A 25,396-nucleotide genomic window follows, 5' to 3' on the forward strand; every position below is an offset into this window, starting at 1 on the left:
AGCAGGAATCCCCGCCGCCCTCCCGGAGGAGGACGACGGGGACCGGCCGAGCGGACTAGCCGCGCGGCTTCTCCTTCATTTCGATCGTCTCGATCTCGTCACCGATCTGGATGTCGTTGAACTTGCCGAGACCGATACCGGCCTCGAAGTCCGTACGCACCTCGGTGACGTCGTCCTTGAACCGACGCAGCGATTCGATCGCCAGGCTGTCGCCGACCACGACGCCGTCGCGGATGACCCGCGCCTTGGCGTTCCTCGTGATCGTGCCCGAGCGGACGATGACACCCGCGATGTTGCCGAACTTGGAGGAACGGAACACCTCGCGGATCTCGGCGACACCGGACTGGACCTCTTCGTACTCGGGCTTGAGCATGCCGGTGAGGCTCTGCTCGACGTCCTCGAGTGCGTTGTAGATGACCGAGTAGAACCGGACGTCCACACCCTCACGGGCCGCACGCTCGCGGGCCTTCGGGTCGGGGCGCACGTTGAACCCGATGATGATCGCGTTGTCGATCGTGGCGAGGTTGACGTCGGACTCGGTGACCGCACCGACACCGCGGTGGATGATCCGCAGCTGCACGCTGTCGTCGACGTCGATCTTGAGCAGCGACTCCTCGAGTGCCTCGACGGCACCGGAGACGTCACCCTTGATGATGAGGTTGAGCGACTCGACCTTGCCCTCTTCGAGTGCACGGGTGAAGTCCTCGAGCGAGATGCGCTTGCGAGCCTTGGCCAGAGCGGCGTTGCGCTCCGCGGCTTCACGCTTCTCGGCGATCTGACGCGCGGTGCGGTCCTCCTCGGTGACGAGGAAGGTGTCGCCGGCCCGAGGAACACTCGAGAGGCCCTGCACCTGGACGGGACGCGAGGGACCCGCCTCGGCGACGGTGTCGCCGTTCTCGTCGACCATCGCACGGACGCGGCCGTAGGCCGTACCGGCGACGATCGCGTCACCGACGCGGAGCGTACCCGACTGGATGAGGACGGTCGCGACGGAACCGCGGCCCTTGTCGAGCTTGGCCTCGATGGCCACACCGCGTGCATCCTTGTTCGGGTTGGCGCGCAGGTCGAGACCGGCGTCCGCGGTGAGCAGCACGGCGTCGAGGAGGTCCTTGATGCCGGTGCCGGCACGAGCCGAGACGTCGACGAACATGACGTCTCCGCCGTACTCCTCGGCGACGAGGCCGTATTCGGTCAGCTGCTGGCGCACCTTGGCCGGGTTGGCGTCGGGCTTGTCCACCTTGTTGACCGCGACGACGATCGGCACGTTGGCCGCCTGCGCGTGGTTCAAGGCCTCCACCGTCTGCGGCATGATGCCGTCGTCGGCCGCGACCACGAGGATCGCGATGTCGGTGACCTGCGCACCACGAGCACGCATGGCGGTGAACGCCTCGTGACCCGGGGTGTCGATGAAGGTGATCGGACGCTCGATGCCCTCGTGCTCCGCGACGACCTGGTACGCACCGATGTGCTGCGTGATGCCACCGGCCTCGCCGGCGACGACGTTCGCGTTGCGGATGGCGTCGAGGAGGCGCGTCTTACCGTGGTCGACGTGACCCATGACGGTGACCACGGGAGGACGGATGGCGAGGTCCTCGTCGGACTCGTCCTCCAGCTCCTGGTCGAGGTCGATGTCGAAGCCCTCGAGGAGCTCCCGGTCCTCGTCCTCGGGCGAGACCATCTGGATCTTGTAGCCGAGCTCGGAACCGAGCACGTCGAAGGTCGCCTCGTCGAGGGACTCCGTCGCCGTCGCCATCTCACCGAGGTGGAACAGCACGGTGACGAGGTTGCCGGGGCTGGCGTCGATCTTGTCGGCGAAGTCCGAGATGGACGCGCCACGACGCAGACGGATGATGGTGTTGCCGTCGCCGCGGGGGACGCTCACGCCGCCGAGCGACGGGGCTTCCCGCAGCTCGAATTCGGCCCTCTTCGTCCGCTTCGACTTCCGTGCCTTGCTCTTGCCGCCACCGCGACCGAAGGCACCTGCGGTACCACCGCCGGGTCCGCGACCACGACCGCCGCCGCCACCAGGGCGACCCGCGAATCCACCGGCGGGTGCACCACCGGGGGCACCACCGGGACGGAAACCGCCACCGGCGCCACCGGGACGGAAGCCGCCGCCACCGGCGGGACGACCTGCGCCACCCGGACGACCGGGACCACCGGGACGCTGACCCTGGCCGACGCCCGGACGGGGCGAGCCGGGGCGCGGAGCCTGCGGACGCGGGATGTTGCTGGGGTTCGGACGCTGACCCATGCCCTGAGCCGCTGCGAACGGGTTGTTCCCCGGACGCGGCGTGCCGGTCGGGCGCTGGCCCATGCCCTGCGAGGACGCGAACGGGTTGTTCCCCGGACGCGGAGCACCGGGACGGGGGCCGCCCGGCTTCGCGGCGTCGCCGGAGGGCGAGTCGCCGGCGGCCGGAGCCGCGGGTGCGGACGGTGCCGCCGGAGCAGCAGCTGCGGGTGCCTCCGCCGCAGGGGCGGGGGCGGCCGGAGCCTTCGGGCCTGGGGCGGCCTGCTTCGGCGCAGGCGCAGCGGGCGCCTCGGCCTTGGGGGCGGGTGCCGCGGGGGCCGGAGCCTTGGGTGCGGCGGGACCCGGGGTCGGAGCGCCGGGCGTGGCCGGACGCTTCGCCGGGGCGGCGGGGGCGGCTGACGCCTTCGCGCCCTCGGCCTCGAGGGCGGCGCGCAGCTTGCGGGCCACCGGTGGTTCGATACTGGAAGACGGTCCCTTGACGAACTCGCCCAATTCCTTGAGCTTCGCCATGGCGATCTTGCTGTCTACTCCGAGTTCGGATGCGATCTCGTGTACACGTGGTTTTGCAGCCACAATTCTCCTGTCTGAGCTTGCACCCAGGCAGGGGCAAGCGTTAGTGGTGGACGGTGCTCATTTCGAGCCGCTCATGAGTTGTCCATTAGCCGTTCAGCCTGTTCTCTCGGAATGCCGCACCCGGGTGGGGCGGCAGCAGGATGGAGGCCCGGGATCCGGGCCTGATACCTGCGGTGGGAAGCACGGTGTGCGCCGGAGCGCTCTCGCGTGCACTCACCATCGTACACCCCGACCCTGGGTGCGGGCTCACCACCGGATCGTGAGCGGGTCGTTCGAGCCCGACGACGTCATTCAGCCGTCGGCGCGGCCGGTTCCGTCGACACGAAGGCCCGGACCGCCGACGCGTCGGGTCCCGCGGTCAGTCTGAGCGCCCTCGTGAACGCCCGACGCTGCACCGCCTGGTCGACGCACGCCGACGTCGGGTGCACCCAGGATCCGCGGCCCGGCAGGCGCGCCGCGGCGTCGGGGACGAGCGCCCCCTCGACCGCGACGACGCGCAGCAGTGCCGAGCGCGGCTCGCGACGGCGACAGCCGACGCAGGTCCGCACCGGTTCCATCCGGCTCAGTCCGATTCGAGGATCGAGTCCGGCTGGATGTCGATCTTGGCGCCGGTGAGCTTGGCGGCGAGACGGGCGTTCTGCCCCTCCTTGCCGATCGCGAGCGACAGCTGGTAGTCCGGCACGAGCGCCCGGACGGCCTTGAGCGACTGGTCGATGACGTACGAGCTCGTGACCTTGGCCGGCGAGAGCGCGTTCGCGACGAACGTCGGCAGGTCGGGCGAGTAGTCGACGATGTCGATCTTCTCGGCGCCCAGCTCGTCGGTGACCGCGCGGACACGACGCCCGAGCTCACCGATGCAGGCGCCCTTGGCGTTGATGCTCGGGTCGTTCGCCTTCACCGCGATCTTGGTCCGGTGTCCGGCCTCGCGAGCGAGCGAGACGATCTCGACGATGCCGGAGGCGATCTCCGGGACCTCCAAGGCGAACAGCTTCCGTACGAGTCCGGGGTGGGTGCGCGAGACGGTGATCTGCGGACCCTTGAGACCCTTCGTCACGCTCGTCACGTACACGCGGATGCGTGCACCGTGCGGGTACTCCTCACCGGCCACCTGCTCCTCGGGCGGGAGGATCGCCTCGATGGTGCCGAGGTCGACGTGGATCATGCGCGGGTTCGGGCCCTGCTGGATGACGCCCGCGATGATGTCGCCCTCGCGGCCCTTGAACTCACCGAGGACGGCGTCGTCCTGGATGTCGCGGAGCCGCTGGAAGATGACCTGCTTCGCGGCGAAGGCGGCGATGCGACCGAAGTCGTCCGGCGTGCTCTCGGCCTCCCCGATCAGGACACCCTCGTCGTCGAACTCGGGCACGAACACCCCGACGTGGCCGGTCTTGCGGTCGAGCTGCACCCGGGCCGCCGGGACGTCGCCGCGCGCCGTGGTGTCGGTACCCTCGGTGCTCTTCAGGTACGCACTCAGGATGGCCTGCTCGATGATCACGACGAGCTCCTCGAACGGGATCTCCTTCTCGCGTTCGATCGACTTCAACAAACCGAGATCGATGTCCATCGATGGCCTCCTCTATTCAACTGGTGGTGCCGCGGCAAGACGTGCAGCGGCACGACGGGCATGCTGCTGCCGTGCTGCCGAACCCGTCTGTCTACGGTACCGGATGCCGAGGGGTACGTCATCCACCCAGCTGGGAAGCCCCCGCGCGTCCTCGAGGGTCCCGCCCCCGGCTCGACCGCGTCTCGGGGCGGGTGACATGATTGGCCAATGGTCTTGGGCGAGCTGCGGAACGTCATGCGGAGCACGAGGGTGAGGATCCTCGTCGCGATCCTGCTCGCGACGACGCTCGCGATGACGCTCGTGGGCGTCTCCACCTACACGCTCGGCCGGCAGCAGACCCTTGCGACCATCGACGCCCGCCTGGCGCACAGCGCCGAGCTCATCGCCTTCATGGTGGTCGGTTCAGGCGACTCCGCCGACGCCCCGGCGACGAGCGACGCGGCCGTCGACGCGGTGATGCGACGCTGGATCTTCGCCGAGGACGAGACCGCCATCGGTGTGCGCGCCGACGGCTCGACGGTCGCGCCCAGCGCCCCGTCCGCGTTCCGCCTGGACGACGACCCGCAGCTGCTCGACACCATCACGGCCCGGTCGTCCCGCGGCGTCGTCACGGGCGAGGCCACCGGTGACCGCACCGTGCGGTACGCGATCATCCCGGTGCAGGTCGTCGGCGACCCGAACGTCGCCCACGTCGTCATCGCCACCGACGTGCACGCGGCACTCGCGGAGTCCCGAGGCATCCTCGCCGTCGAGATCGTCGTCGCCGTGGTGTGCCTGCTCCTGCTCGGCCTCGTCGGCTGGCAGCTCGCGGGTGGACTGCTCCACCCGATCCGACTGCTGCGGGACGCCGCCGCCCGCATCACCGAGTCGGACCTCGACGAGCGGATCCCGGTCGTCGGTCGCGACGACGTCTCGGAGCTCACCACGACCGTGAACGGCATGCTGGACCGGCTCGACGAGGCCTTCACCAGTCAACGCCAGCTGCTCGACGACGTCGGCCACGAGCTGAAGACGCCGCTGACCATCGTGCGCGGACACCTCGAGCTCCTTGATCCGTCCGACCCCGCGGAGGTGGCCGCCACCCGCGACCTCGCCCTCGACGAACTCGACCGGATGAGCTCCCTCGTCGCCGACATCACGGAACTCTCGACGGCCGGACTCGCGTCGACCCTCGACCGGGAACCGGTCGACATCGAGGCGTTCACCGCCTCGGTCCACGAGAAGGCCACGGCGATCTCGACCGAACACGAGTGGACCCTGGGCGAGCAGGCCGCACTCACCGCGGACGTCGACGCCGGGCGCTTGGCCCAGGCCTGGCTGCAGCTCGCGGACAACGCCGCGAAGTACTCCCCGGCCGGGTCGACGATCGTGATCTCGAGCCGGTTCGACGAGTCGGACGACCCGGCGCTCGTGCTCTCCGTCGCCGACGACGGGCCCGGGGTGCCGGAGGCGCTCCGCGAACGCATCTTCGACCGGTTCACCCGGGTGAGCGGTGGACGGGGTGTCGCAGGCTCCGGCCTCGGCCTGTCGATCGTGCAGGCGATCGCCGCGGCACACGGCGGGTGGGCCGAGGTCGAGGACACGCAGCAGGCCGGCTCCCTCTTCAGCATCCGACTGCCGCTCGCGGTGGCGGACGACGACGAGGGGTCCGACGCGGACCTCGACCTCGACCCGGACGAGACCGCGGCGATCCCCCGCAGCGCGATGGCCCAGGCGATCGCGCTGCGAGAGGCGCAAGCTGCTCAGGACGCCGCTGAGGCTCAGACGACCGCGGCGATGCAGGCCGGGCCGACACCCGGCGATGCACGCCCCGCGAACGACGCACCACCACGCTCGCGAGCACCGTCCCCTGAGGACGACTTCCCGGACCTCGTCGACACCTCGGCTCGGCGGAGTGCGCCGGAGGACCACGCATGAGCCGGATCCTGGTCGCCGAGGACGAGACGCGGATCTCCGCGTTCGTGAGCAAGGGCCTGCGTGCCGCCGGCCACACGGCGGACGTGACGGTCGACGGATCACAGGTCGTCGAGCTGGCGGAGAGCGGCGACTTCGACCTGCTCGTCCTCGACATCGGACTCCCCGGCGTCGACGGCTTCGAGGTGCTCAGGCGGCTGCGCGACGACGGCAGCGAACTCCCCGTCATCATCCTGACCGCCCGCGATTCCGCGCGAGACCTCGTGGCGGGCCTCGACGGCGGGGCGAACGACTACATGTCGAAGCCCTTCCGGTTCGAGGAGCTCCTGGCCAGGATCCGCCGACGCCTGGCGGAGCGGGCACCGGCGTCGACCACCGCCGTCCAGGAACGGCTGTCGGTCGGTCATCTGGAGCTCGAGCTGCGCGAACGGCGCGTCCTCGTCGACGGTGTGCCGGTCGAGCTGTCCACCCGCGAGTTCGCCCTGGCCGAGGAGTTCTTCCGCCACCCGGACCAGATCCTCAGCCGGGAGGAGCTCCTCAGCCGGGTCTGGGGCTACGACTTCGATCCCGGTTCGAACGTCGTCGACGTCTACGTGCGGTATCTCCGGAACAAGATCGGCAAGGACGCCATCGCGACGGTCCGCGGAGCCGGCTACCGCCTCAGCACGAGAGCGCAGTAGCGGCTCGTCATCCCGACGGGGATGACGACCGTTACTGCGCTCTCGCGGCTCAGAGGGCGAGGTCGGCGATCGCGACCCGGTCCTTCGTGCCGGCGGCCCGGTCCCAGAGCTCGACGAAGCCCTCGGTGGCCTCGCGACCGACGACCACCACGACGGGCACGCCGATCAGCTCGGCGTCGCCGAACTTGACACCCGGGGACACCTTGCCGGTGCGGTCGTCGTAGAGGACGTCCTTCCCGCTCGCCTCGAGCGAGGCCACGAGTTCCTCGGCCACCTCGAAGATCGCCGCGTCGCGTCCTGCTGCGACGACGTGCACGTCGAACGGGGCGACGGCCTTCGGCCAGATGAGACCGCGCTCGTCGTTGTTGCCCTCGGCGATGATCGCGAGGATGCGCGTGATCCCGATGCCGTAGGAGCCCATGGTCACCGTGACGAGCTTGCCGTTCTCGTCGAGCACCTTCAGTCCGAGCGCCTCGGCGTACTTGCGCCCGAGCTGGAAGACGTGTCCGATCTCCATGCCTCGAGCGAGCTCGACCGGTCCGGAGCCGTCGGGCGCGGGGTCGCCGGCGCGGACCTCCGCCGCCTCGACGAAGCCGTCGGCGGTGAAGTCGCGCCCGGCGACGAGGCCGAAGACGTGCTGCTGATCGACGTTCGCGCCGGTGATCCACTCGGTGCCGTCGACGACCCGGGGGTCGAGGAAGTACCGGATCTCCGTTGCCGACTCCTCACCGAGGACGGGCCCCTGCGGGGACCACGGTCCGATGTAGCCCTTGACGAGCCCGGCGTTCGCGGCGAAGTCCGCTTCGGTCGCGGCCTCCACCTCCGCGGGGCTGAAGGCCACCTCGACGCGCTTGAGGTCGACGTCGCGGTCGCCCGGCAGGCCGATGACGACCAGCTCGCGCGTGCCGTCGAGGTGCCGCAGTGCCAGCACGACGTTCTTGAGCGTGTCGGCGGCCGTCCAGGCCCGTCCGTCGTCGCGCGGGTGTCGCTCGTTGGCGAGGTCGACGAGCGTCGAGATCGTCGGGGTGTTCGGCGAATCGAAGACCGTCGCGGGTGCCAGACCCTCGATGGGGCGGGCCTCCGGGACCTCGGTGGTGTAAGCCTCGACGTTGGCGGCGTACCCGCCGGCCGAACGCACGAAGGTGTCCTCACCGACCGCGGTGGGGTGCAGGAACTCCTCGCTCCGCGAACCGCCCATCGCGCCGGCGTCGGCCTGCACGATCTCGTACTCCAGGCCGAGCCGCGTGAAGATGCGCTCGTAGGCGTCGCGCTGCGCCTGGTAGCTCGCGTCGAGCCCGGCGTCGGACACGTCGAACGAGTAGGCGTCCTTCATGGTGAACTCACGACCGCGCAGGAGGCCTGCCCGGGGACGGGCCTCGTCGCGGTACTTGTCCTGGATCTGATAGATCGACAGGGGCAGGTCCTTGTAGGAGGAGTACAGGTCTTTCACGAGCAGGGTGAAGACCTCCTCATGCGTCGGCGCCAGCAGGTAGTCGGCACCCTTGCGGTCGTGCAGGCGGAAGAGGGCGTCGCCGTACTCCTCCCATCGGCCGGTGACCTCGTAGGGCTCGCGCGGCAGGAGCGCGGGGAAGTGCACCTCGAACGCGCCGGCGTTCGCCATCTCCTCGCGGACGATGGCCTCGATCTTGTTCTTCACCCGCAACCCGAGCGGCAACCAGGCGAAGACACCCGGCGCCTGGCGTCGGATGTACCCCGCCCGCACCAGCAGGCGGTGACTCGTCACCTCCGCGTCGGAAGGGTCTTCACGGAGCGTACGGAGGAAGTAATTCGAAAGGCGCGTAACCACCTGTCCATGCTAGTCCGTCACACGCAGGCCGCCCGGAACCGCTACCAGGGGCGATCGGCGAAGTTCCCGTTGTCGTTGTTCCGACCGCGGTTCTTGGCGTCCTCGGTCGACTTGTCCTGCTGGGCGTCCTGGCCGGCGTCCTTCAACTTGTCGACCTTCCCGTCGACCTCGCTGTCACCGGTACCGCTCGAGCCGCTCGAGTCGCCGTCGCCCTGTCCCCCGTTCGAAGGATCCTGCTGGCCCTGCCCGCCGGACCGGTCGCGCTGGTCGGTCGCATCCTGACGTTTGCGGTCGATGCGATCGCCGGTGTCCTGCAGGTTCTCACCGGGCGTGCCCTTCGGATCGATCACGTCGGGCTGCTGCCCGGTTCCGCCCTGATCGCCCTGGTCACCCTGGTCACCCTGATCGCCCTGGTCACCCTGGTCACCCTGATCGCCCTGGTCCCCCTGGTCACCTTGACCGCCCTGGTCGTCCTGACCTCCTTGACCACCTTGATCACCCTGGTCCTGCGGGTCCTGGGGGTCCTGCGGGTCCTGGGGGTCCTGCGGGTCCTGCGGGTCCTGAGAGTCTTGCGGGTCCTCGTTCTGATCCTGGGACTCCCCCTCGAAGCAGCCCTCGCCCTCGTCGACGATGCGCTTCGCGGTGTCGTAGAGGTTGATGGCGCCCTGGAAGAACTGGCCCTTCACGTACTCGTCGGCCTGGGTCTCGTACGCGCGCGCCAGGTTGACCCGGACGATGCAGGCGGTCTCCTCCGTCGGCGCGAGCTCGAGCGCCTTGCCGAGGTCGTCGGTCCCCTGCACCCAGTCCTGTCCGGCCGCGGCCGCGGTGCCCCGGTCGAACCAGGCGATCCACGGCTCGACGACGTTCGCCGTGAAGAGGTGGCCCGCGCTCAACTGCGCCCCGGAGTAGTCCTCGGCGCGGTACTCGGCGATCGCCGACTGCGCGACGACCGGCAGACTCACGAACTTGACCCCGACGACGAGGGCGACGAGGACCAGCGGAAGGGACCACCAGAACAGCCGACGGCGCAACCGGGCGACCTCGGCCGGGGCCAGCGGCGGACGCCGCGGTTCCTCGAGTCGTGGCCGTGGCTCAGGGCTGCGCGGCGCATCGTCGGGCCGGTCGGTGCGGGTCCGATCGTCGAAGAGGGTCATGCCTGCCCACCCTTCGTCCGTCGGAGCTCGCCCAGCGCGCCGACCAGGCCGGGGAGCTCGGTGAGGAGCAGCACACCGAACCCGAGCGCGAACACCCAGTACAGCTCATCGGTGCGCCGGATGTCCACCTCGTCCTCGACGGTGACGCCGCCGACGGCGAGGCCGTCGAGTGCGTCGTCGAGCGACGCACCCGGTGTCCTGATCTCCGACTCGACGCCGAGCTGCGACGCGATCGTCTCGAGTGCGCCCGGATCCAGCCGGGACACGGCGGGCTCACCGGTCGAGTAGTCCTGGATGTAGCGGACGCTGCCGTCCTGGTACCCGGAGAACTCGCGCATGGTCCCACCGGCCTCGGTCCCATAGCCGAGCACGCCACCGCCGCCGATGAGCGGTGCGATGCTCTCGAACGACCCGGGGGCCGCGCCACTCGTCTGCTCGCCGTCACCGAGGTAGAACATGATCCGGTTCCGACCCGGCTCCTGCTCCTCGGCCTGGGTCAGCAGCGTGGTCATGAACTCCACCGGTGCGTCGATGCTGCTGCCGCGGGAGTAGGTGGTGATCTCCTGCGTCATCGCCTCCGCAGCCGACCGGAGCGCCGTCGCGTCCGTCGTGAGGGGCATGCGCTGGACGGCCACGGCGTCGAACGTCACGAGGGCGTATCGGGCACCGGCCAGCCGGTCGGCGATACCGGTGATGTCGGCCTTCGCACCGTCGAGTCGGGTCGGCGGCTTCGGGGCGCCGTTCTCGTCCGTCCCCGACGCGGTCTCGTCCGGCCAGTCCTCGGCAGCCATCGAGCTCGTCGTGTCCACGACGAAGTAGACGTCGAGGTCGCCCATCGCGGACGGTGGGCGATGGTTGCCGGGGATGGTCGGTCGGAGGGCGATGATCACGAGCACGACGACCATGGCCAGTCGGGCGATCCAGTGCCAGGCTCCTGGCCGCCGCACCCCGGCGAGGAACTGCCAGACGGCGAAGGCCGCGAGGACGGTGCCGAGCACGGCGACGGCCCAGATCGGCAGAACGGGGTTGATGGTCATCGGCGCAACCTCCAGGCGAGCAGCATGAGCGCCGCGAGGCCGCCGAACGCCGCCAGCACGAACACGAACGGCTCGTCGACCTGCACGAGCTGTTTGGCGCCCTTCAGCGTCTTCGTCTGCTCCGCCGTGATCTGCTGGACGATGCCGCCGACCGCGCCGGGGTCGGCGAGCGCGTAGTAGTCCCCGCCGGTGGACGTCACGACCTCGTCCATCTCCGCGGCGAGGTCGTCGAGGTAGTCCTTGCTGGAGACGTCGCCGGGGTTGATCCCGTACACCGTCACGTCCTGCGCCTTCGCGTAGGCGCCGGCCTCCTTGAGCGTGAGGATCGGCTCGCCCGCGACGTAGTTGTCGGTCGCGAGCACGATCGAGCGCGACCGTTCCTCGCCGACCTGGTCGAACCGCATGACGCAGGACCCGAGACCGTCGCCGATGAGGGACGAGCCGTTCCCGAGATCGGTGCCGTTCCAGTACTCGTAGTCGCTCTCCGGCGAGGTGAGGTCCTCGACGAGGTGGTCGAGCTGCGCTGCCACGTAGTCGTAGTCGCTCGTCAGCGGGAAGTACGTGGTCGCGGACGCGTTGAACAGGACGAGCGCGATCCGCTCACCGTCGAACCGCTGCACGAGCTTCTCGAACACCCCGACCAGCGCGGCGTCGTACTCCGTCATCGACCCGGACACGTCGAGGCAGAGCACGATGTCGCGGTTGCGCAGTTCGGGCTGGAACACCGTCGTGCTCACCACGCGTGACCCGAGGGCCGTGCCGGCGAGCAGCAGCACCCCGAGCGCGGCGATCGTCGCGATGATGAGGCGCCGGTACCGCGACAGCGCGCGACGGTAACCGGGGAGCGCGGTGAGCCGTTCGGAGTGCGCGACCCACAGGGGCTCGGCGTTCGCCTTCCGGCGCCGCCCGGTGCGGGCCACGAGGACGACGACGGCGACCACCGCGGCCACGGCGAGGAGCCAGACGAGCGGCATCCACCAGTAGATCAGCTCCACGTCGTCACCACCTGGCGGGCGAGCGTGGCGGCCTCGGCGACGCTGCCCGTCTCGGCCTCGCGGAACTCGACCGGGTAGTAGGCCGACACGGCACGACTGAGTGGCGCGAGTCCGGCGCGATCGAGGTCTGCGAGGGTCATGACCTGGGCGCGGACGCCGCTGGACTCGTGCGCGTACATCCGGAGGATCGCGCCGAGCCGTTGGTGGGCGCGCCGCGTACTCAGGGCGCCGTCCCCGTGCTCGCGCTCGATCTCGCCGATGAGTGCGAGGTAGCGGTCGCGCAGGACGGTCGGCGACGGCTGCGGCGCCGGGCGCGGCGCGCTCCCGCGCGCGCGACGGCGCACGTGGGCGAGCATCCAGACGTACCACCCGATCACGAGCGCGATGAGCACGAGTCCGAGCACCGGCCAGAGCAGCGTGTACTGGACCGGTGCGTAGTAGCCGTTATCGCCGGGCATGTCGGTGGGCCTCGAGGAGGTGGAAGAGGACGGGGACGACGTCGTCGGCTCCGGTCACGCGCTGACCGCTGATGCCGAGTTCCTCGAGCTGGTCGAGGTGTCGGGCGGTGGCGCTGGTGACGGCCTCGGTGAACTCACGACGGAGCGCGTCGTCCGACCGGATGAAGGCCGGCAGGGACCGCTCGTCGGCGACGTCGACCATCGCCCGACCGGTGTACTCCGCCCGCATGAGGTCGGCGTCGCCGACCGAGATCCAGAGCACCTCGTGCTGGACGTGCAGGCGGCGGAGGATCTCCGACCGCTTCGGCGTGATCTCCTCGTCATCCGAGACGATCACGAGCAGACAGCGCTGCTTGACCGACCGTGCCGCGTAGCCGAGCAACTCGTCGAGATCGCTCTGGGGTGCCGCGAGCGACGCACGCCGGTCGATGTGCTGCAGCAGGCGCTCGAGTGCCGATTCGGTGCCGGCGGGTCGGACGAGTTCCGGTGCGGCGGCGTCGCCGGCGACGAGACCGACGAGGTCGCCGTGCCGGATCGCGAGGTATCCCAGGATGCCGACCGCGAGGATGGCGACCTCGCGTTTGGTGCTCCCACCCTCGGCGAGCGCCGCGAGATCACGACCCGTGTCGACGACGAACAGCACCTGGTGTTTCCGCGTGGCGATGTAGCGCTTCACGAGTGGAGCGCCGTGTCTGGCCGTCGCCTTCCAGTCGATGTCCTTGATCTCGTCGCCCGGGGTGTACTCGCGGAGGTCGTCGAAGTCGAGGCTCCTGCCCTGGAACACCGAACGGTACTCGCCGTCGAGCATCCCCCGCACGCGGCGGTGGGCGTGGATGAAGAGTTTGGACTTCACCCGGTGGAGCAGCGGGGCTGACACGGGCCTACGGCGCCTGGACCGCTCCGAAGACGGCGTCGATGATCGTCTCGGGCGAGACGTCGTCGGCCGCGGCTTCGAAGTTCAGGATGATGCGGTGCCGCAGCACCTGGTGGCGGTAGCCCTTGACGTCCTCCGGGATGACGTGGTCACGCCCGGCGAGGATCGCGAGCGCCCGCGCGACGGTGCTGAACGCGATGCTGGCACGCGGGCTCGCCCCGTACTCGATGTAGCTCGCGAGCTTCGGCGGCAGGTAGTCGCTCGCATGGCGGGTCACGTAGACCGTCTGGACGATGTAGTTGAGGATCGATGCGTCGAGGTAGACCCGCTTGGCGAGGGACTGCAGGAACAGGACGTCCTCGAGGCTCACCCCCGGGCGGTCCTGGTCGGTCTCGTAGAGCCCGGAGTTCACCCGACGGACGATCTCGGCCTCCTCGCCGATCGTCGGGTAGTCGAGCACCTCCTTGAGGAGGAAGCGGTCGAGCTGCGCCTCGGGCAGGTGGTACGTGCCCTCCTGCTCGATGGGGTTCTGCGTGGCGAGGACGAAGAACGGCTTCGGCAGCGGATAGTGCGTGCCGCCGATGGAGGTCTGGCGTTCCTGCATCGCCTCGAGCATCGCGCTCTGGGTCTTCGCGCTCGACCGGTTGACCTCGTCGAGGAGCACGAAGTTCGCGTGTACGGGCCCGAGCTGGGTCTGGAACGCGCCCGTGCGGGCGTCGTAGATCTGGGTGCCGATGATGTCGCTCGGCAACAGGTCGGGGGTGCACTGGATGCGTTTGAACGAGGCGTTCACCGCTTGGGCGATCGATTCCGCCGCGGTCGTCTTCGCGAGTCCTGGGACGCTCTCGAGCAGGACGTGTCCGCCCGAGACGAGCGCCGCGAGCAGGGTGGTGCGCAGGCCCTGCTGGCCGACCACCTTCGCATCGTAGGCACCGACGATCTCGGAGAGGATGCTGCGGGCCCGCTGCAGCTCGGCTGGCGCGATGGGGGTGCTCGGCGTCACGGTCACTGGTCTCCCTGGCGAGGCTGGCGGTCCGGACGGATGACCGTCGAACGCGGATCCGCCTGGTGGAACCCGGCGGTCCGAACAGTCTACGTGTGAAGATCCGGAGCTCGGACGCCTCGGCCACCGGATGGCCACCAGGGCGTCGGCCGCCGTTCGCCCACCGTCCCCCTCGCGTCCACCGCCGCTTCCTACCGTGGATCGATGACATCTGCAGCGCACGGGAGGCACCCGGAGACCGACGGCGCGACGGCGATCGTCCCGGTCAGGGGCGGTTCGAAGGGGATCCACCGCAAGAACCTCAGGACGGTCCGCGGGAGCACCCTCATCGCGCGATCGGTCGAAGGGTCTGCTGCGGTCGGGTGGCGTCTCGCGCGTGGTCGTCACGACCGATCACCCGGACCTCGCCGCCGCCGCCGTCGCCGCCGGTGCCGAGGTCATCGACCGGCCGGCCGAACTCGCCGAGGACAGCACCTCCTCCGAGGCCGCGCTCCTCCACGCGCTCGGCGTCCTCGCGGAGCGCGGCGAGCTGACCCCCGTGACGGTGTTCGCGCAGGCGACGTCGCCCTTCCTCGACGTTGAAGCACTCGACGACGCCGTCGCCCTGGTCTCCTCCGGGCGGGCGGACTCCGTCTTCGCCGCGGTGCTCGACCACGGATTCCTCTGGACGGAGAAGACGAAGGGTGCCCGAGGGATCGGTCACGACCACCGCGAGCGTCCCCGACGGCAGGACCGCGCGCCGCAGTACCGCGAGACCGGCTCGTTCTACGTCTTCGACACGGACGGCTTCCTCGAGGCCCGGCACCGCTTCTTCGGCCGGATCGCGCCGGCCGTCACCAGGTCCTTCGCCGCACTCGACATCGACGAGCCGGAGGATCTGCTCGTCGCGGAGGCGATCGCCGGACTCGCCGAACGCCAGCTGGGGATCCCGTCGGGCTCAGAACGCTCGGAGCACCACCTCGACGTCGACGCCGTCGTCACCGACTTCGACGGGGTCCACACCGACGACCGCGCCAGCATCGACGCCGACGGAGTCGAACGGGTGAGCGTCCATCGCGGTGACGGCCTCGGCGTCCGTCAGCTGCGCGAGGCCGGGCTGCCGTTCCTGATCCTGTCGACCGAGCGGGTCCCGATCGTCGCCGCACGCGCGGCCAAACTCGGCGTCGACGTCGTGTACGGCTCAGCCGACAAGGCGACCGCGCTCCGCGACTGGGCCACGGCGAAGGGTGTCCCACTCGACCGCATCGCGTACCTCGGCAACGACGTCAACGACATCCCGGCCCTCGAGATCGTCGGCTGGCCGGTCGTCGTCGCCGATGCGCACCCGGAGGCCCGTGCCGTCTCCCGGCTCGTCCTGGAACGCCGAGGCGGCGACGGGGCCGTCCGCGAACTCGCCGACCTCGTCCTCGCCGCACGCGCGACCCTCGACCCCCTGAAGCTGTCCACGCTGCAATCGAACGGAGCACGACCATGAGCATCCACCAGGACGCGAACGACACCACCGACCTCGACGGCCGGACGCAGCCGTCTCCCGTGCGCATCGACGGCATCCCCGTCGGCGGCGGCGCCCCCGCGTACGTCATCGGGGAGATCGGTCTCAACCACAACGGCGACGTGGAGCTCGCGAAGCGACTCATCGACGTGGCCGCCGACGCCGGCGCACAGGCCGTCAAGTTCCAGAAGCGCACGCCGGAGATCTCGACGCCGGCGCACATGCGCGACGTCCCGCGGCAGACGCCGTGGGGTGAGATGAGCTACCTCGACTACCGCTACCGGGTCGAGTTCGACCGTGAGCAGTACATCGAGATCGGCGACCACGCCACCCTGCGAGGCCTCAGCTGGTTCGCCTCCCCGTGGGACGAACCGTCGGTCGACTTCCTCGAGGACCTGGGCGTCAGCGCGCACAAGGTCGCGTCCGCCTCCGTGACCGACTCGGGCCTCCTGACCCGTCTCGCCGCGACCGGGAAGCCGATCATCCTCTCGACCGGCATGTCGACGCTCGAGCAGATCGACCGCGCAGTCGAGATCCTCCGGGGCTCGCCGCTGGTCATCCTGCACGCGACCTCCACGTACCCCTTGCCCGCCGAAGAGGCGAACCTCCGGATGATCGACAGCCTCGCCGCCCGGTACCCCGGTGTGCCGATCGGGTACTCCGGCCACGAGACCGGTCTGCAGATCTCCCTCGCCGCGGTCGCCCTCGGGGCCACGATGGTGGAACGCCACATCACGCTCGACCGTGCCATGTGGGGCTCGGACCACGCCGCGTCGCTCGAACCGCACGGCTTCTCGAACCTCGTCCGCGACATCCGGGTCATCGAGACCGCCATGGGTGACGGCGTCAAGCGCATCTTCCCCGGCGAACTCGCCCCGCTCGCGAAGCTGCGCAGGGTCGATGCCTGATCATCGGCCCCGCCGTCGGGTGATCGGGGTGGTGGACTCCGACTCCTTCGTGAAGTGGGGCGCCGCCACCCTCTCCCGCGCGACCGGCTGGGACGTCGACCTCGTCCTCATCGAGAGCGACGTGTCCGCCACGGACCGGCAGGTGGACATCGCCCTGCTCCACACGGCGTTCGAGGGGCGGACCGTCCGTCGCCTGTCGCTCCGACGACTCGTCGACCTCATCCGGACCGAGCAGCCGGACGGCGTGTTCGTCTCCACGCGTGGGCCGGTCGCCGAGGTCGTCATCTCGGAACTCCTCGCGCTCGGGCGCGCCACCCGCCCGGTGCTGCTCACCGGTCTCCCCGGCATCTCGATCCCGGCGAAGTGGAAGGGGATCTTCCTCCGCGCGCAGGCGGACGTCTTCGTCCTGCACAGCCATCGCGAGGTCGCCGCCTACCGTGAACTCGCGCTGACGCACGGGGTCGAACCGGCGTTCGCGCTCGCGACCCTGCCGTTCCTGACGGACACGGCGACCGAGTCACCGGCCGAGCCCGCCCCGCGTACCCGGGTCGTCTTCGCCGCCCAGGCCACCGTCCCGGCCGATCGCGGCGACCGGCTCCGGATCCTGTCCTGGCTGCGGACCCTCGCGAACCGGCACCGCGACCTCGACGTCGTGATCAAGGTGCGCGGCCTCGCCGGCGACCCGCAGACCCATCACGAGCACTACCCCTTCGACACCCTCCTGACCGGTCCGACACCCGACAACCTGCGGGTCGCCACCGGGTCGATGGCGGTCCACCTCGGCCACGCGGCCGGGCTCGTCACCGTGAGTTCCACCGCCGCGATCGAGGCCATCGCGGCCGGGGTCCCGGTCATCCTGCTCGACGACTTCGGTGTGGACCCGGCACTCATCAACACCGTCTTCGAGGGCAGCGGGCTGTTGGCTTCCAAGGACGACCTCATGGCCGCCCGGTTCCGGCACCCGAACCCGGACTGGCTGCAGCAGAACTACTTCCACCCCGCCCTGGAGGACGACTGGATCCAGCGGTCGGAGGAGGCGTTCGCCGCGCGCGACCTCGGGACCCTGCCGATCCGTCCTCGGGCACGACAGAGTCGCGGCGGCATGCTCCGCACCGGTTGGGAGCGGCGTCGGGCGTTCGGGCGGGCCGACACGAGCGCGCTGGGCACGGTCGCCTTCGTCATCGGGCGGCCACTGCAGATCGCTCGCCGTCTGGTCCGTCGCGCTCGTGGCGTCCAGCCGGCCGAGCGCCAACCGATCCCCTCCCGTCGGCTCGCGCCGATCGAGACGGAGACGCCGGTGCGCGCTCCGCACGGGGCTCGTCACCGCACGGCCCGCTGACGGGAGCGCCGCTCGACCGGAGACCGGTCGGGCGACGCTCCAGGCTCAGTTGGAGCCGACCGTCACCACCGGTGCGCCCGTGGAGGTGTCGTCGGCGGGCATCTCGGCGGCCAGGCGGTTGGCCTCCTGGATGAGCGTCGCGACGATCTCCGATTCCGGCACCGTCTTGATGACCTCGCCCTTGACGAAGATCTGGCCCTTGCCGTTGCCGCTCGCGACGCCGAGGTCGGCTTCGCGTGCCTCTCCGGGGCCGTTCACGACGCAGCCCATGACGGCGACGCGCAGTGGGACGCTCATCCCCTCGAGGCCGTCGGTCACGTCGTTCGCGAGCTTGTAGACGTCGACCTGCGCGCGCCCGCAGCTCGGGCAGGAGACGATCTCGAGCTTGCGCTCGCGGAGGTTCAGCGACTGCAGGATCTGCAGCCCGACCTTGATCTCCTCCGCCGGCGGCGCGGAGAGCGAGACACGGATGGTGTCGCCGATGCCCTCGGAGAGCAGGATGCCGAAGGCGGTCGCGCTCTTGATCGTGCCCTGGAAGGAGGGACCGGCCTCCGTCACGCCGAGGTGCAGCGGCCAGTCACCGCGCTCGGCGAGCAGCCGGTAGGCCTTCACCATGACGACCGGGTCGTTGTGCTTGACGGAGATCTTGAAGTCGTGGAAGTCGTGCTCCTCGAAGAGGCTCGCCTCCCAGACGGCGCTCTCGACGAGCGCTTCTGGGGTCGCCTTGCCGTACTTCTGCAGCAGCCGCGGGTCGAGGGAACCGGCGTTGACACCGATGCGGAGGGAGACGCCGGCGGCCTTCGCGCGCCGGGCGATCTCGCCGACCTGGTCGTCGAACTTCCGGATGTTGCCGGGATTGACCCGGACGGCCGCGCACCCTGCGTCGATCGCGGCGTAGACGTAGGCGGGCTGGAAGTGGATGTCGGCGATCACCGGGATCTGACTCTTCTTCGCGATGATCGGCAGCACCTCGGCGTCGTCGCGGGTCGGGACGGCCACGCGGACGATGTCGCAGCCCGAGGCCGTGAGCTCGGCGATCTGCTGGAGGGTCGCGTTGATGTTGGTCGTCTGGGTCGTCGTCATCGACTGGACGCTCACCGGGGCGTCGCCGCCGACGAGCACCTTGCCGACCTTGATCTGTCGCGACTTGCGCCGCGGGCTGAGCGTCTCGGGAACCGACGGAAGACCCAGATTGATAGCTACCACGAGCCTCAGCTTACGCGCGCGACGCCCCGCAGGCTCCCCGTGAGCTGAATGCCTGCTGGGACGTCGCGATCCACGGTCAACGGGCGGGCGGTGCCTCGCGATTCGCTCGCAGGACGCCGAGCCGTTCCCGGTACTCGACCTCGTCGATGTCGCCCTGGGCGAAACGCTCGGCGAGCGTCTGCTCGGCGCTCCGCGACCCGTCCTGGCGCCAGGCCCACGGCGGGCCCTGGTGGCCGTCCGGGGACGCCCCGGACCAGGCTCGGCGACGCCACCGCCGACCGACCAGCGCGACGATGAGGACGATCACGGCGATCCAGAACGCGGGGATGAGCAGCAGCCAGAGGAGGTGGAAGCCCGGCCCGGGACCGCCGGGATGCATGGCGGTCGCGGCGAGCACGATCAGGGAGGTGGACATGGAGGACTCCGTTCGTCGGGCGGACGACGACCGTCGTCCGCATCACGACCCCGAGCCTCCTCCGGATGGTGGCCGAGGGCATCCGACGACGGGACGGATCACCGCACTCCCCCGGGAGTACGACCACCCGGCGCTCAGACGCCGGGACTGACGAGCCCGGTCTCGTAGGCGATGACGACGAGCCGGACCCGGTCGCGCGCGGCGAGCTTCGACATGATGCGCGACACGTGGGTCTTCGCCGTGAGCGGGCTGAGGAACAGCGCCCCTCCGATCTCCTCGTTGGTGAGTCCGCGTCCGACGAGACCCAGCACCTCGCGTTCGCGCTCCGTGAGCCCGGCGATCACGGCGTCGTCGAGCGGCGCGGCGATCGCTCCGGCGACCTGGGTGAGCAGCCGCCTCGTGACCCCGGGCGACAGCAGGGCGTCACCCGACGCGACCACGCGGACGGCCCGGATGAGCTCGGCCGGCTCGGTGTCCTTCACGAGGAAGCCGCTCGCGCCTGCCCGGATCGCCTGCGCGACGTACTCGTCGAGCTCGAAGGTGGTGACGACGATGATGCGGGTGGCCTCGAGCGCCGGATCCGCGACGATGGCCTCGGTGGCGGCCAGGCCGTCGCCTCCGGGCATCCTGATGTCCATGAGCACCACGTCCGGTCGTTCCCGACGGACGACGACGAGCGCCTCGTCCCCACCGGCCGCCTCACCGACGACCGCGATGTCGGGCTCCGCGTCGAGGAGGGCGCGGAACCCGCCGCGGATGAGGGCCTGGTCGTCGGCGACGACCACGCGGATCATGCGACGCCTCGGACCGGCACCCGGGCCGTGACACGGAAGCCGCCGAGCGGACTCCGCCCGGTCTCGAGGGTGCCGCCGAGGAGCTCGGCGCGCTCGGTCATGCCGAGGAGGCCGTTGCCGTGCTCCGCGGGGCCGGGTGGGGCACCGACCCCGTCGTCCTCCACGAGCAACCGGTAGGACCCGTCGACCTCGACGAGCTCGACGGACACCCGTCCGGCCTGCGCATGCCGGAGGACGTTCGTGACGCTCTCCTGCGCGATCCGGTACAGCGCCTGCTGCACGGCCGCGCCGGGCGTGGAGACGAGGCGCAGCTCGAGTACCGCGTCGACGCCCTGGTCCCGGAGGGACTGGACGAGGACTGGTAGTGCCTCGAGATCCGGCCCCGGTCGCCTCGGCGCGCCGGTCGTGGGATCCTGGGCCGCATCGGCACCACGGAGGACGTCGAGGAGGCCACGGACCTCGTCGAGCGACGCCTTACTCGACCCCTTGATGTTCGTCAGCGCCTCCCTGGCACGTTCGGGCTGGGTGTCCATGAGGTGCAGGCCCATGCCGGCCTGGACGGTGATCTGCGCGAGCGAGTGGGCGACCACGTCGTGCAGCTCACGGGCGATGCGCACGCGCTCCTCCTGGGCGGCGGAAGCCCGACGTTCACCCTGACGCCGGCGATCCGCGTCGAGCTGTTCGCGCCGGGTGCGGAGTCCCTCGGCGAGGAGGACGGCGACGATGACGAGGGCGGTCGTGGCCCCGACGCGGAATCCCGACACCTTCCAACCGACGGCGAGCGTGACGGTCAGGGCGAGTGCCCACCCGAGTCCCAGCGACGGATAGGTCCAGCCGCGCGCTCCACGGACGATGCCGGAACCCGCGGCGAACGCCAGCGCCACGGCGGGAGGACCCCAGGTGGGACCCGTCAGCATCGAGGCGCTCGACAGCACGGCGACCGCCGCGACCGTCGGCCCGGGCGACCGCCTGGCAGCGAGCAGGCAGAGCACGCCGGCGAGTGCCAGGAGGACGGCCGAGGAACGGGACCACCCCGAGGCACCGGCACCCGGGCCGAAGGAACCGTGGAGGGCGAGCACCGCTGTCGCGGGCACCTGGACGAGGAAGGACACCACCACCGGCGCCCAGAGGCGCCAGACGGGGCGTCCGGGTCGGCGATCGCCCGGCGTCGTCCAGGGTGCCGAACCCGTCTCGACCGATGCCATCCCTGCATGCTACTCGCGGGTCGGAGCCGCCGCGTCGCCCGCACGGAGCCTGCACCGTACTCCCCGGGGAGTACGGCCGTACCGGGATGGGACGGTCCCGCGGGCTCCGGTCGCGTCGGCCTAGCCGAAGAGGTTGACCGGCTTGACGATGTCGGCGTACACGAGGAGCGCGCTCATGCCGCCGAGGACGATCACCACGCCGAAGGTGAGCGGGATGAGCTTCGCCGCGTCCACCGGTCCCGGGTCGCGACGTCGGAAGACCTTCGCGAAGCGGCGACGGATCGCCTCCCAGAGCGCTGCTGCGACGTGCCCGCCGTCGAGGGGCAGCAAGGGGATGAGGTTGAAGACGAAGAGCGCGACGTTGAGCGACCCGAGGATGCCGAACACGGTCGCCGCCTTCGACGCGACGGGGATCTCGTCGAGGCTGACCACCTCGCCCACGACCCGTCCGACGCCCACGACGCTCATCGGCCCGTTGGGGTCGCGCTCGCCGGATCCGAACGCGGCCTGCCCGACGTCGATGAGTCGCTGGGGCAGGTTCAGGATGATGTTGGCGGTCCGGGCGATCGTGTCGCCGACGGTCGGCAGGATCGTGGTGACGGGCTGCGCCACCATCTGCTGCTGCGGGGTGATGCCGACGAAGCCGACCTCATGGGTCTTCGCCGAGCCGTCGGCGTTCGTGACGATCTTGCCGGTCTCGGCGTCGACGACGTCCCGCTCGAGCAGCAGCGGCGTCAGGGTGAGGTCGAGTCGCTGCTCTCCGCGGGCGACCTCGAGGGCCAACGGCTTGCCCGGCGAATCCTGCACGGCCGCGGAGATCTCGGCGAAGGTGGAGATCGGGGTGCCGTCGATCGAGAGGATCGTGTCGCCCGGCTTCAAGCCCGCGGCGGCCGCCGGACCCTGCGGATCCCCCGCTGCACAGCTCTGGCGGTCGCTGGTGGACGGCAACACGCACTCGTACACCGAGGTCAGCGTGCTGCTCTGCTGCGGGACGCCGAACCCCGACACGGCGATACCGATGAACAGGACGGCGAGGACGAGGTTCATGAACGGCCCGCCGAGCATGACGACGATCCGCTTCCAGACGGGCAACCGGTAGAAGGTGCGCTCCTCGTCGCCGGCGCCGATCGTGTCGGCACTCGCCTCCCGCGCGTCCTGGACCAGCGTGTCGAAGAAGCCGGTGCTGGCGTTCCGGGCGGCACCGCCGGGCTGCTTGGGCGGGAACATGCCGATCATCGAGATGTAGCCGCCGAGCGGGATCATCTTGACGCCGTACTCGGTCTCGCCCTTGCGGCGCGACCAGATGGTGCGACCGAAGCCGATCATGTACTGGGTGACCCGCACGCCGAACAGCTTCGCGGGCACGAGGTGACCGACCTCGTGCAGCCCGATGGACACGATGAGGCCCACGAGCACGATCACGATGCCGAGGAGGTAGAGGAGGACGGATTCCACGGCGTAACCCTACTCGCGCGGTCGGGTCACCGGCTGCACGCCGGCTGTACGGCCGCTCGGAAGCTTCCGACGATGGACGGGCAGGTCAGCCGATGCGCTGCTGCGCGCGAGCCCTCGCCCAGCGCTCCGCCTCCGCGAGCGCCTCCCGGGTGAGCTCGCCCTCGGGCGCCTCGTGGTCGTCGACGACCGCGCGGACGGTGTCGAGGATGCCGAGGTAGCCCAGCCGACCCGCGTGGAAGGCCGCAACGGCCTCCTCGTTCGCCGCGTTGAACACGGCCGGATAGGTGCGACCCTGCCCGCCCACGAGCTTGGCCAGCCGCACCGCCGGGAAGGCCTCGTGGTCGAGGGGCTCGAACGTCCACTGCTGGGGCGAGGTCCAATCGAGCGGGACGCCGACGCCTGGGACCCGGTTGGGCCAGTCGAGCCCGAGGGAGATGGGGAGCCGCATGTCGGGCGGGGAGGCCTGGGCGATGGTGGAACCGTCGATGAACTCGACCATCGAGTGGACGATCGACTGCGGGTGGACCGTCACCTCGATGCGGTCGTACGGGACGTCGAACAGCAGGTGCGCCTCGATCACCTCGAGACCCTTGTTGACGAGGGTCGCCGAGTTCGTCGTGACGACGAGACCCATGTCCCAGGTGGGGTGGGCGAGTGCCTCGGCCGGCGTGACGCCGGCGAGCGACGCGCGGTCCCGTCCGCGGAACGGTCCTCCCGAGGCGGTCAGGACGAGCCGTCGCACCTCCGTGGCGGTGCCGGATCGGAGGGCCTGGGCGATCGCGGAATGCTCGGAGTCCACGGGCACGATCTGGCCGGGTGTCGCGATCCGCCGCACGAGGTCGCCACCGACGATGAGCGACTCCTTGTTCGCGAGCGCGAGCGTCCTGCCCGTCTCGAGGGCCGCGAGGGTCGGGCCGAGCCCGATGGAGCCCGTGATGCCGTTCAGCACCACGTCGGCGTCGACGCTGCGGATGAGCCGCTCGGCGTCGGCCGCGCCCAGGGCCGTGTCGTCGACGTGGAAGGCGGCGGCCTGCTCGGCGAGGAGCTCGGCGTTCGAGCCGGCCGTCAGGCCGACGACCTCGAAGCGGTCGCGGTCACCCCGGATGACGTCGAGTGCCTGCGTGCCGATCGAGCCGGTTGATCCGAGGATGATGACGCGTCTCACGGCGGTCAGTCTACGTCGGCGGCGGTGCGGGCCGCTCAGCCCGCGGCGGGAGCCGTGGTGCTGCTCGCGTCGAGGATGTCGATGACGAACACGATGGTGTCGTCGGCCTCGATGCCCGCCTGGCTGTTGCCGCCGCTCGGTCCGTACCCGAGGTCGGGTGGGATGACGGCGATGACCTGCGATCCGATGTGCTGGCCGGCGATGGCGCTCGAGAAGCCCTTCACCACGGCGGACAGCTGGAAGTTGGTCGGTCCGTTGCCCCAGCTCTCGTCGAAGACCTCGCCGGTCCGCCAGTTCACACCCTGATAGTTGATGATGACCTCGGCGTCGGGCTGCACCACCGCTCCGTCGCCCTGCTTGAGGACCGCGACCTGGAGATCGGCCGGAGCGGGCTCCTCGGGGATGGTGACCGTGGGTCGTCCGGCGGTGTCGAGCTCGACCGCGGGCATCCCGGCGACGGGCTCCTGCGGGACGCCGTCCGCCTTGGCGTCGCTGTGCACCGTGCTGAGGACGTCGGCCACGACGACCAGCGGCTGGTCGGCCTGGACCGTGCCGTCGCTCGACCCTGCGGAACCGAACCCGTCGCCCGCCGTGACGAACGCCGCGACGCGGGATCCGACGTTCGTGCACTCGACGGCGCGGACGAGGCCCTTCAGGTACTTCTGGTCGTTGACCACGATCGCCGTCGCCGGGCTCGCACCGTAGGCGGTCTGCGCGACGATCGACCCGGTCACGGCGTTGTAGATCGACATCTCGACGAACGTCGTGTCGCCGGGATCGACCCGCTCTCCGTCGCCCTTGGCCACGATCGTGCGTTCGGTCGTGTCTGCGGCGAGGGTGCCCTTCGCGAAGGTGACCTCGGGGATCGAGCCGAAGTCGCCACTGACGCTGATCGCCTTGGACGCCTTGCCTGCGCTCGTGTCGGCGCACTCCCCCGGACTGGGAAGCGCTTGCGACTGCGACGTCGCCGAACTGCACGCGGTCAGCGACACGAGGGACGCGATGACGGCCAGAAGGCAGAGGCTCTTGCGCACAGGGGAACTTTCGGTCGTTGCTGAGGGGTCGGTCCAGTTTCACCCACCAGGCTCCATGCTGGCTGACAGCGCG

At 70.3% G+C, this 25,396-nt stretch carries 22 protein-coding genes; 5 read left to right on the forward strand and 17 right to left on the reverse strand.

The window, feature by feature from the left end; all coding sequences use genetic code 11:
• Positions 1–55 precede the first annotated feature (55 nt).
• The 3 genes from infB to nusA all read right to left on the reverse strand — a co-directional run bounded on the left by infB (position 56) and on the right by nusA (position 4,388).
• Positions 56–2,824, reverse strand: a complete 2,769-nt coding sequence (gene infB, locus AC5JOC_RS12890) for a translation initiation factor IF-2 (RefSeq protein WP_138944642.1) — start codon at positions 2,822–2,824, stop codon at positions 56–58.
• 287 nt (positions 2,825–3,111) lie between these two features.
• Positions 3,112–3,381: a YlxR family protein gene (locus AC5JOC_RS12895; protein WP_494246530.1), complete on the reverse strand. Its 270-nt coding sequence runs from the start codon at positions 3,379–3,381 to the stop codon at positions 3,112–3,114.
• 5 nt (positions 3,382–3,386) lie between these two features.
• Complete coding sequence (gene nusA / locus AC5JOC_RS12900) at positions 3,387–4,388, reverse strand: transcription termination factor NusA (RefSeq protein WP_079707160.1); 1,002 nt, start codon at positions 4,386–4,388, stop codon at positions 3,387–3,389.
• A 249-nt stretch (positions 4,389–4,637) separates the two neighbouring features.
• Between nusA and AC5JOC_RS12905 the strand changes: the two genes are divergently transcribed.
• The gene (locus AC5JOC_RS12905; RefSeq protein WP_494246532.1) at positions 4,638–6,305 is read left to right on the forward strand and encodes a sensor histidine kinase; all 1,668 of its coding nucleotides are present in this window, start codon (positions 4,638–4,640) and stop codon (positions 6,303–6,305) included.
• Positions 6,302–6,982 (forward strand): response regulator transcription factor, encoded by a 681-nt coding sequence (locus AC5JOC_RS12910; RefSeq protein ID WP_064295346.1) that lies wholly within the window; start codon positions 6,302–6,304, stop codon positions 6,980–6,982. The genes AC5JOC_RS12905 and AC5JOC_RS12910 overlap by 4 nt, the downstream gene beginning before the upstream one ends.
• Positions 6,983–7,031: 49 nt before the next feature.
• Here AC5JOC_RS12910 and AC5JOC_RS12915 read toward each other — a convergent pair whose 3' ends face one another.
• From AC5JOC_RS12915 to AC5JOC_RS12945, 7 genes are read right to left on the reverse strand one after another with little or no spacing between them, the layout of a single operon-like run.
• Positions 7,032–8,789 carry a proline--tRNA ligase gene (locus AC5JOC_RS12915; protein WP_079707162.1) on the reverse strand — a complete coding sequence of 586 codons (1,758 nt, stop codon included), beginning with the start codon at positions 8,787–8,789 and terminating at the stop codon, positions 7,032–7,034.
• Between the two features lie 41 nt (positions 8,790–8,830).
• Positions 8,831–9,943 (reverse strand): hypothetical protein, encoded by a 1,113-nt coding sequence (locus AC5JOC_RS12920; RefSeq protein ID WP_494246533.1) that lies wholly within the window; start codon positions 9,941–9,943, stop codon positions 8,831–8,833.
• Positions 9,940–10,980 (reverse strand): VWA domain-containing protein, encoded by a 1,041-nt coding sequence (locus AC5JOC_RS12925; RefSeq protein ID WP_159879161.1) that lies wholly within the window; start codon positions 10,978–10,980, stop codon positions 9,940–9,942. The genes AC5JOC_RS12920 and AC5JOC_RS12925 overlap by 4 nt, the downstream gene beginning before the upstream one ends.
• A complete protein-coding gene (locus tag AC5JOC_RS12930; RefSeq protein ID WP_137243278.1) occupies positions 10,977–11,975 on the reverse strand; it encodes a vWA domain-containing protein in 999 nt (332 codons plus the stop codon). The genes AC5JOC_RS12925 and AC5JOC_RS12930 overlap by 4 nt, the downstream gene beginning before the upstream one ends.
• Positions 11,966–12,433: a hypothetical protein gene (locus AC5JOC_RS12935; RefSeq protein WP_079002737.1), complete on the reverse strand. Its 468-nt coding sequence runs from the start codon at positions 12,431–12,433 to the stop codon at positions 11,966–11,968. The genes AC5JOC_RS12930 and AC5JOC_RS12935 overlap by 10 nt, the downstream gene beginning before the upstream one ends.
• Entirely contained in the window at positions 12,420–13,310 is an 891-nt protein-coding gene (locus AC5JOC_RS12940) for a DUF58 domain-containing protein (protein ID WP_236555491.1), read from the reverse strand. Before AC5JOC_RS12940 ends, AC5JOC_RS12935 begins: the two co-directional genes overlap by 14 nt.
• A 4-nt stretch (positions 13,311–13,314) precedes the next feature.
• Positions 13,315–14,316 carry an AAA family ATPase gene (locus AC5JOC_RS12945; protein ID WP_064295340.1) on the reverse strand — a complete coding sequence of 334 codons (1,002 nt, stop codon included), beginning with the start codon at positions 14,314–14,316 and terminating at the stop codon, positions 13,315–13,317.
• Between the two features lie 370 nt (positions 14,317–14,686).
• Here AC5JOC_RS12945 and AC5JOC_RS12950 point away from each other — a divergent pair, with 370 nt between their 5' ends.
• From AC5JOC_RS12950 to AC5JOC_RS12960, 3 genes are read left to right on the forward strand one after another with little or no spacing between them, the layout of a single operon-like run.
• Positions 14,687–15,784, forward strand: coding sequence for an HAD hydrolase family protein (locus AC5JOC_RS12950; RefSeq protein ID WP_494246534.1), 1,098 nt, complete (start codon positions 14,687–14,689; stop codon positions 15,782–15,784).
• A complete protein-coding gene (locus AC5JOC_RS12955; RefSeq protein ID WP_124769572.1) occupies positions 15,781–16,710 on the forward strand; it encodes an N-acetylneuraminate synthase family protein in 930 nt (309 codons plus the stop codon). The genes AC5JOC_RS12950 and AC5JOC_RS12955 overlap by 4 nt, the downstream gene beginning before the upstream one ends.
• 28 nt (positions 16,711–16,738) lie before the next feature.
• On the forward strand, positions 16,739–18,049 hold the full coding sequence (locus AC5JOC_RS12960; protein ID WP_411558541.1) for a DUF6716 putative glycosyltransferase: 1,311 nt from the start codon (positions 16,739–16,741) through the stop codon (positions 18,047–18,049).
• Positions 18,050–18,094: 45 nt separating this feature from the next.
• Here AC5JOC_RS12960 and ispG read toward each other — a convergent pair whose 3' ends face one another.
• From ispG to AC5JOC_RS12995, 7 genes are all read right to left on the reverse strand, one after another.
• Positions 18,095–19,255, reverse strand: coding sequence for a flavodoxin-dependent (E)-4-hydroxy-3-methylbut-2-enyl-diphosphate synthase (ispG, locus tag AC5JOC_RS12965; RefSeq protein WP_064295337.1), 1,161 nt, complete (start codon positions 19,253–19,255; stop codon positions 18,095–18,097).
• Positions 19,256–19,331: 76 nt separating this feature from the next.
• Positions 19,332–19,670 (reverse strand): SHOCT domain-containing protein, encoded by a 339-nt coding sequence (locus AC5JOC_RS12970; protein WP_138944658.1) that lies wholly within the window; start codon positions 19,668–19,670, stop codon positions 19,332–19,334.
• A gap of 134 nt (positions 19,671–19,804) precedes the next feature.
• Entirely contained in the window at positions 19,805–20,464 is a 660-nt protein-coding gene (locus AC5JOC_RS12975; protein ID WP_085513188.1) for a response regulator, read from the reverse strand.
• Positions 20,461–21,669 (reverse strand): sensor histidine kinase, encoded by a 1,209-nt coding sequence (locus tag AC5JOC_RS12980; RefSeq protein ID WP_494246535.1) that lies wholly within the window; start codon positions 21,667–21,669, stop codon positions 20,461–20,463. The genes AC5JOC_RS12975 and AC5JOC_RS12980 overlap by 4 nt, the downstream gene beginning before the upstream one ends.
• Positions 21,670–21,789: 120 nt before the next feature.
• Positions 21,790–23,124, reverse strand: coding sequence for a M50 family metallopeptidase (locus AC5JOC_RS12985; RefSeq protein ID WP_079707172.1), 1,335 nt, complete (start codon positions 23,122–23,124; stop codon positions 21,790–21,792).
• A gap of 85 nt (positions 23,125–23,209) precedes the next feature.
• Positions 23,210–24,289 carry a 1-deoxy-D-xylulose-5-phosphate reductoisomerase gene (locus AC5JOC_RS12990; protein ID WP_411558545.1) on the reverse strand — a complete coding sequence of 360 codons (1,080 nt, stop codon included), beginning with the start codon at positions 24,287–24,289 and terminating at the stop codon, positions 23,210–23,212.
• Positions 24,290–24,324: 35 nt separating this feature from the next.
• A complete protein-coding gene (locus tag AC5JOC_RS12995) occupies positions 24,325–25,323 on the reverse strand; it encodes an FKBP-type peptidyl-prolyl cis-trans isomerase (RefSeq protein ID WP_079707174.1) in 999 nt (332 codons plus the stop codon).
• Positions 25,324–25,396: the final 73 nt, after the last annotated feature.

The organism is Plantibacter sp. (assembly GCF_059073635.1).

What these genes read in the sequence shown, in the direction of transcription:
- AC5JOC_RS12895 (WP_494246530.1), bottom strand. Translation starts at nt 3,381, where the DNA reads ATGGAACCGGTGCGGACCTGCGTCGGCTGTCGCCGTCGCGAGCCGCGC.
- nusA (WP_079707160.1), bottom strand. Translation starts at nt 4,388, where the DNA reads ATGGACATCGATCTCGGTTTGTTGAAGTCGATCGAACGCGAGAAGGAG.
- AC5JOC_RS12910 (WP_064295346.1), top strand. Translation starts at nt 6,302, where the DNA reads ATGAGCCGGATCCTGGTCGCCGAGGACGAGACGCGGATCTCCGCGTTC.
- AC5JOC_RS12920 (WP_494246533.1), bottom strand. Translation starts at nt 9,943, where the DNA reads ATGACCCTCTTCGACGATCGGACCCGCACCGACCGGCCCGACGATGCG.
- AC5JOC_RS12925 (WP_159879161.1), bottom strand. Translation starts at nt 10,980, where the DNA reads ATGACCATCAACCCCGTTCTGCCGATCTGGGCCGTCGCCGTGCTCGGC.
- AC5JOC_RS12935 (WP_079002737.1), bottom strand. Translation starts at nt 12,433, where the DNA reads ATGCCCGGCGATAACGGCTACTACGCACCGGTCCAGTACACGCTGCTC.
- AC5JOC_RS12955 (WP_124769572.1), top strand. Translation starts at nt 15,781, where the DNA reads ATGAGCATCCACCAGGACGCGAACGACACCACCGACCTCGACGGCCGG.
- AC5JOC_RS12970 (WP_138944658.1), bottom strand. Translation starts at nt 19,670, where the DNA reads ATGTCCACCTCCCTGATCGTGCTCGCCGCGACCGCCATGCATCCCGGC.
- AC5JOC_RS12975 (WP_085513188.1), bottom strand. Translation starts at nt 20,464, where the DNA reads ATGATCCGCGTGGTCGTCGCCGACGACCAGGCCCTCATCCGCGGCGGG.
- AC5JOC_RS12980 (WP_494246535.1), bottom strand. Translation starts at nt 21,669, where the DNA reads ATGGCATCGGTCGAGACGGGTTCGGCACCCTGGACGACGCCGGGCGAT.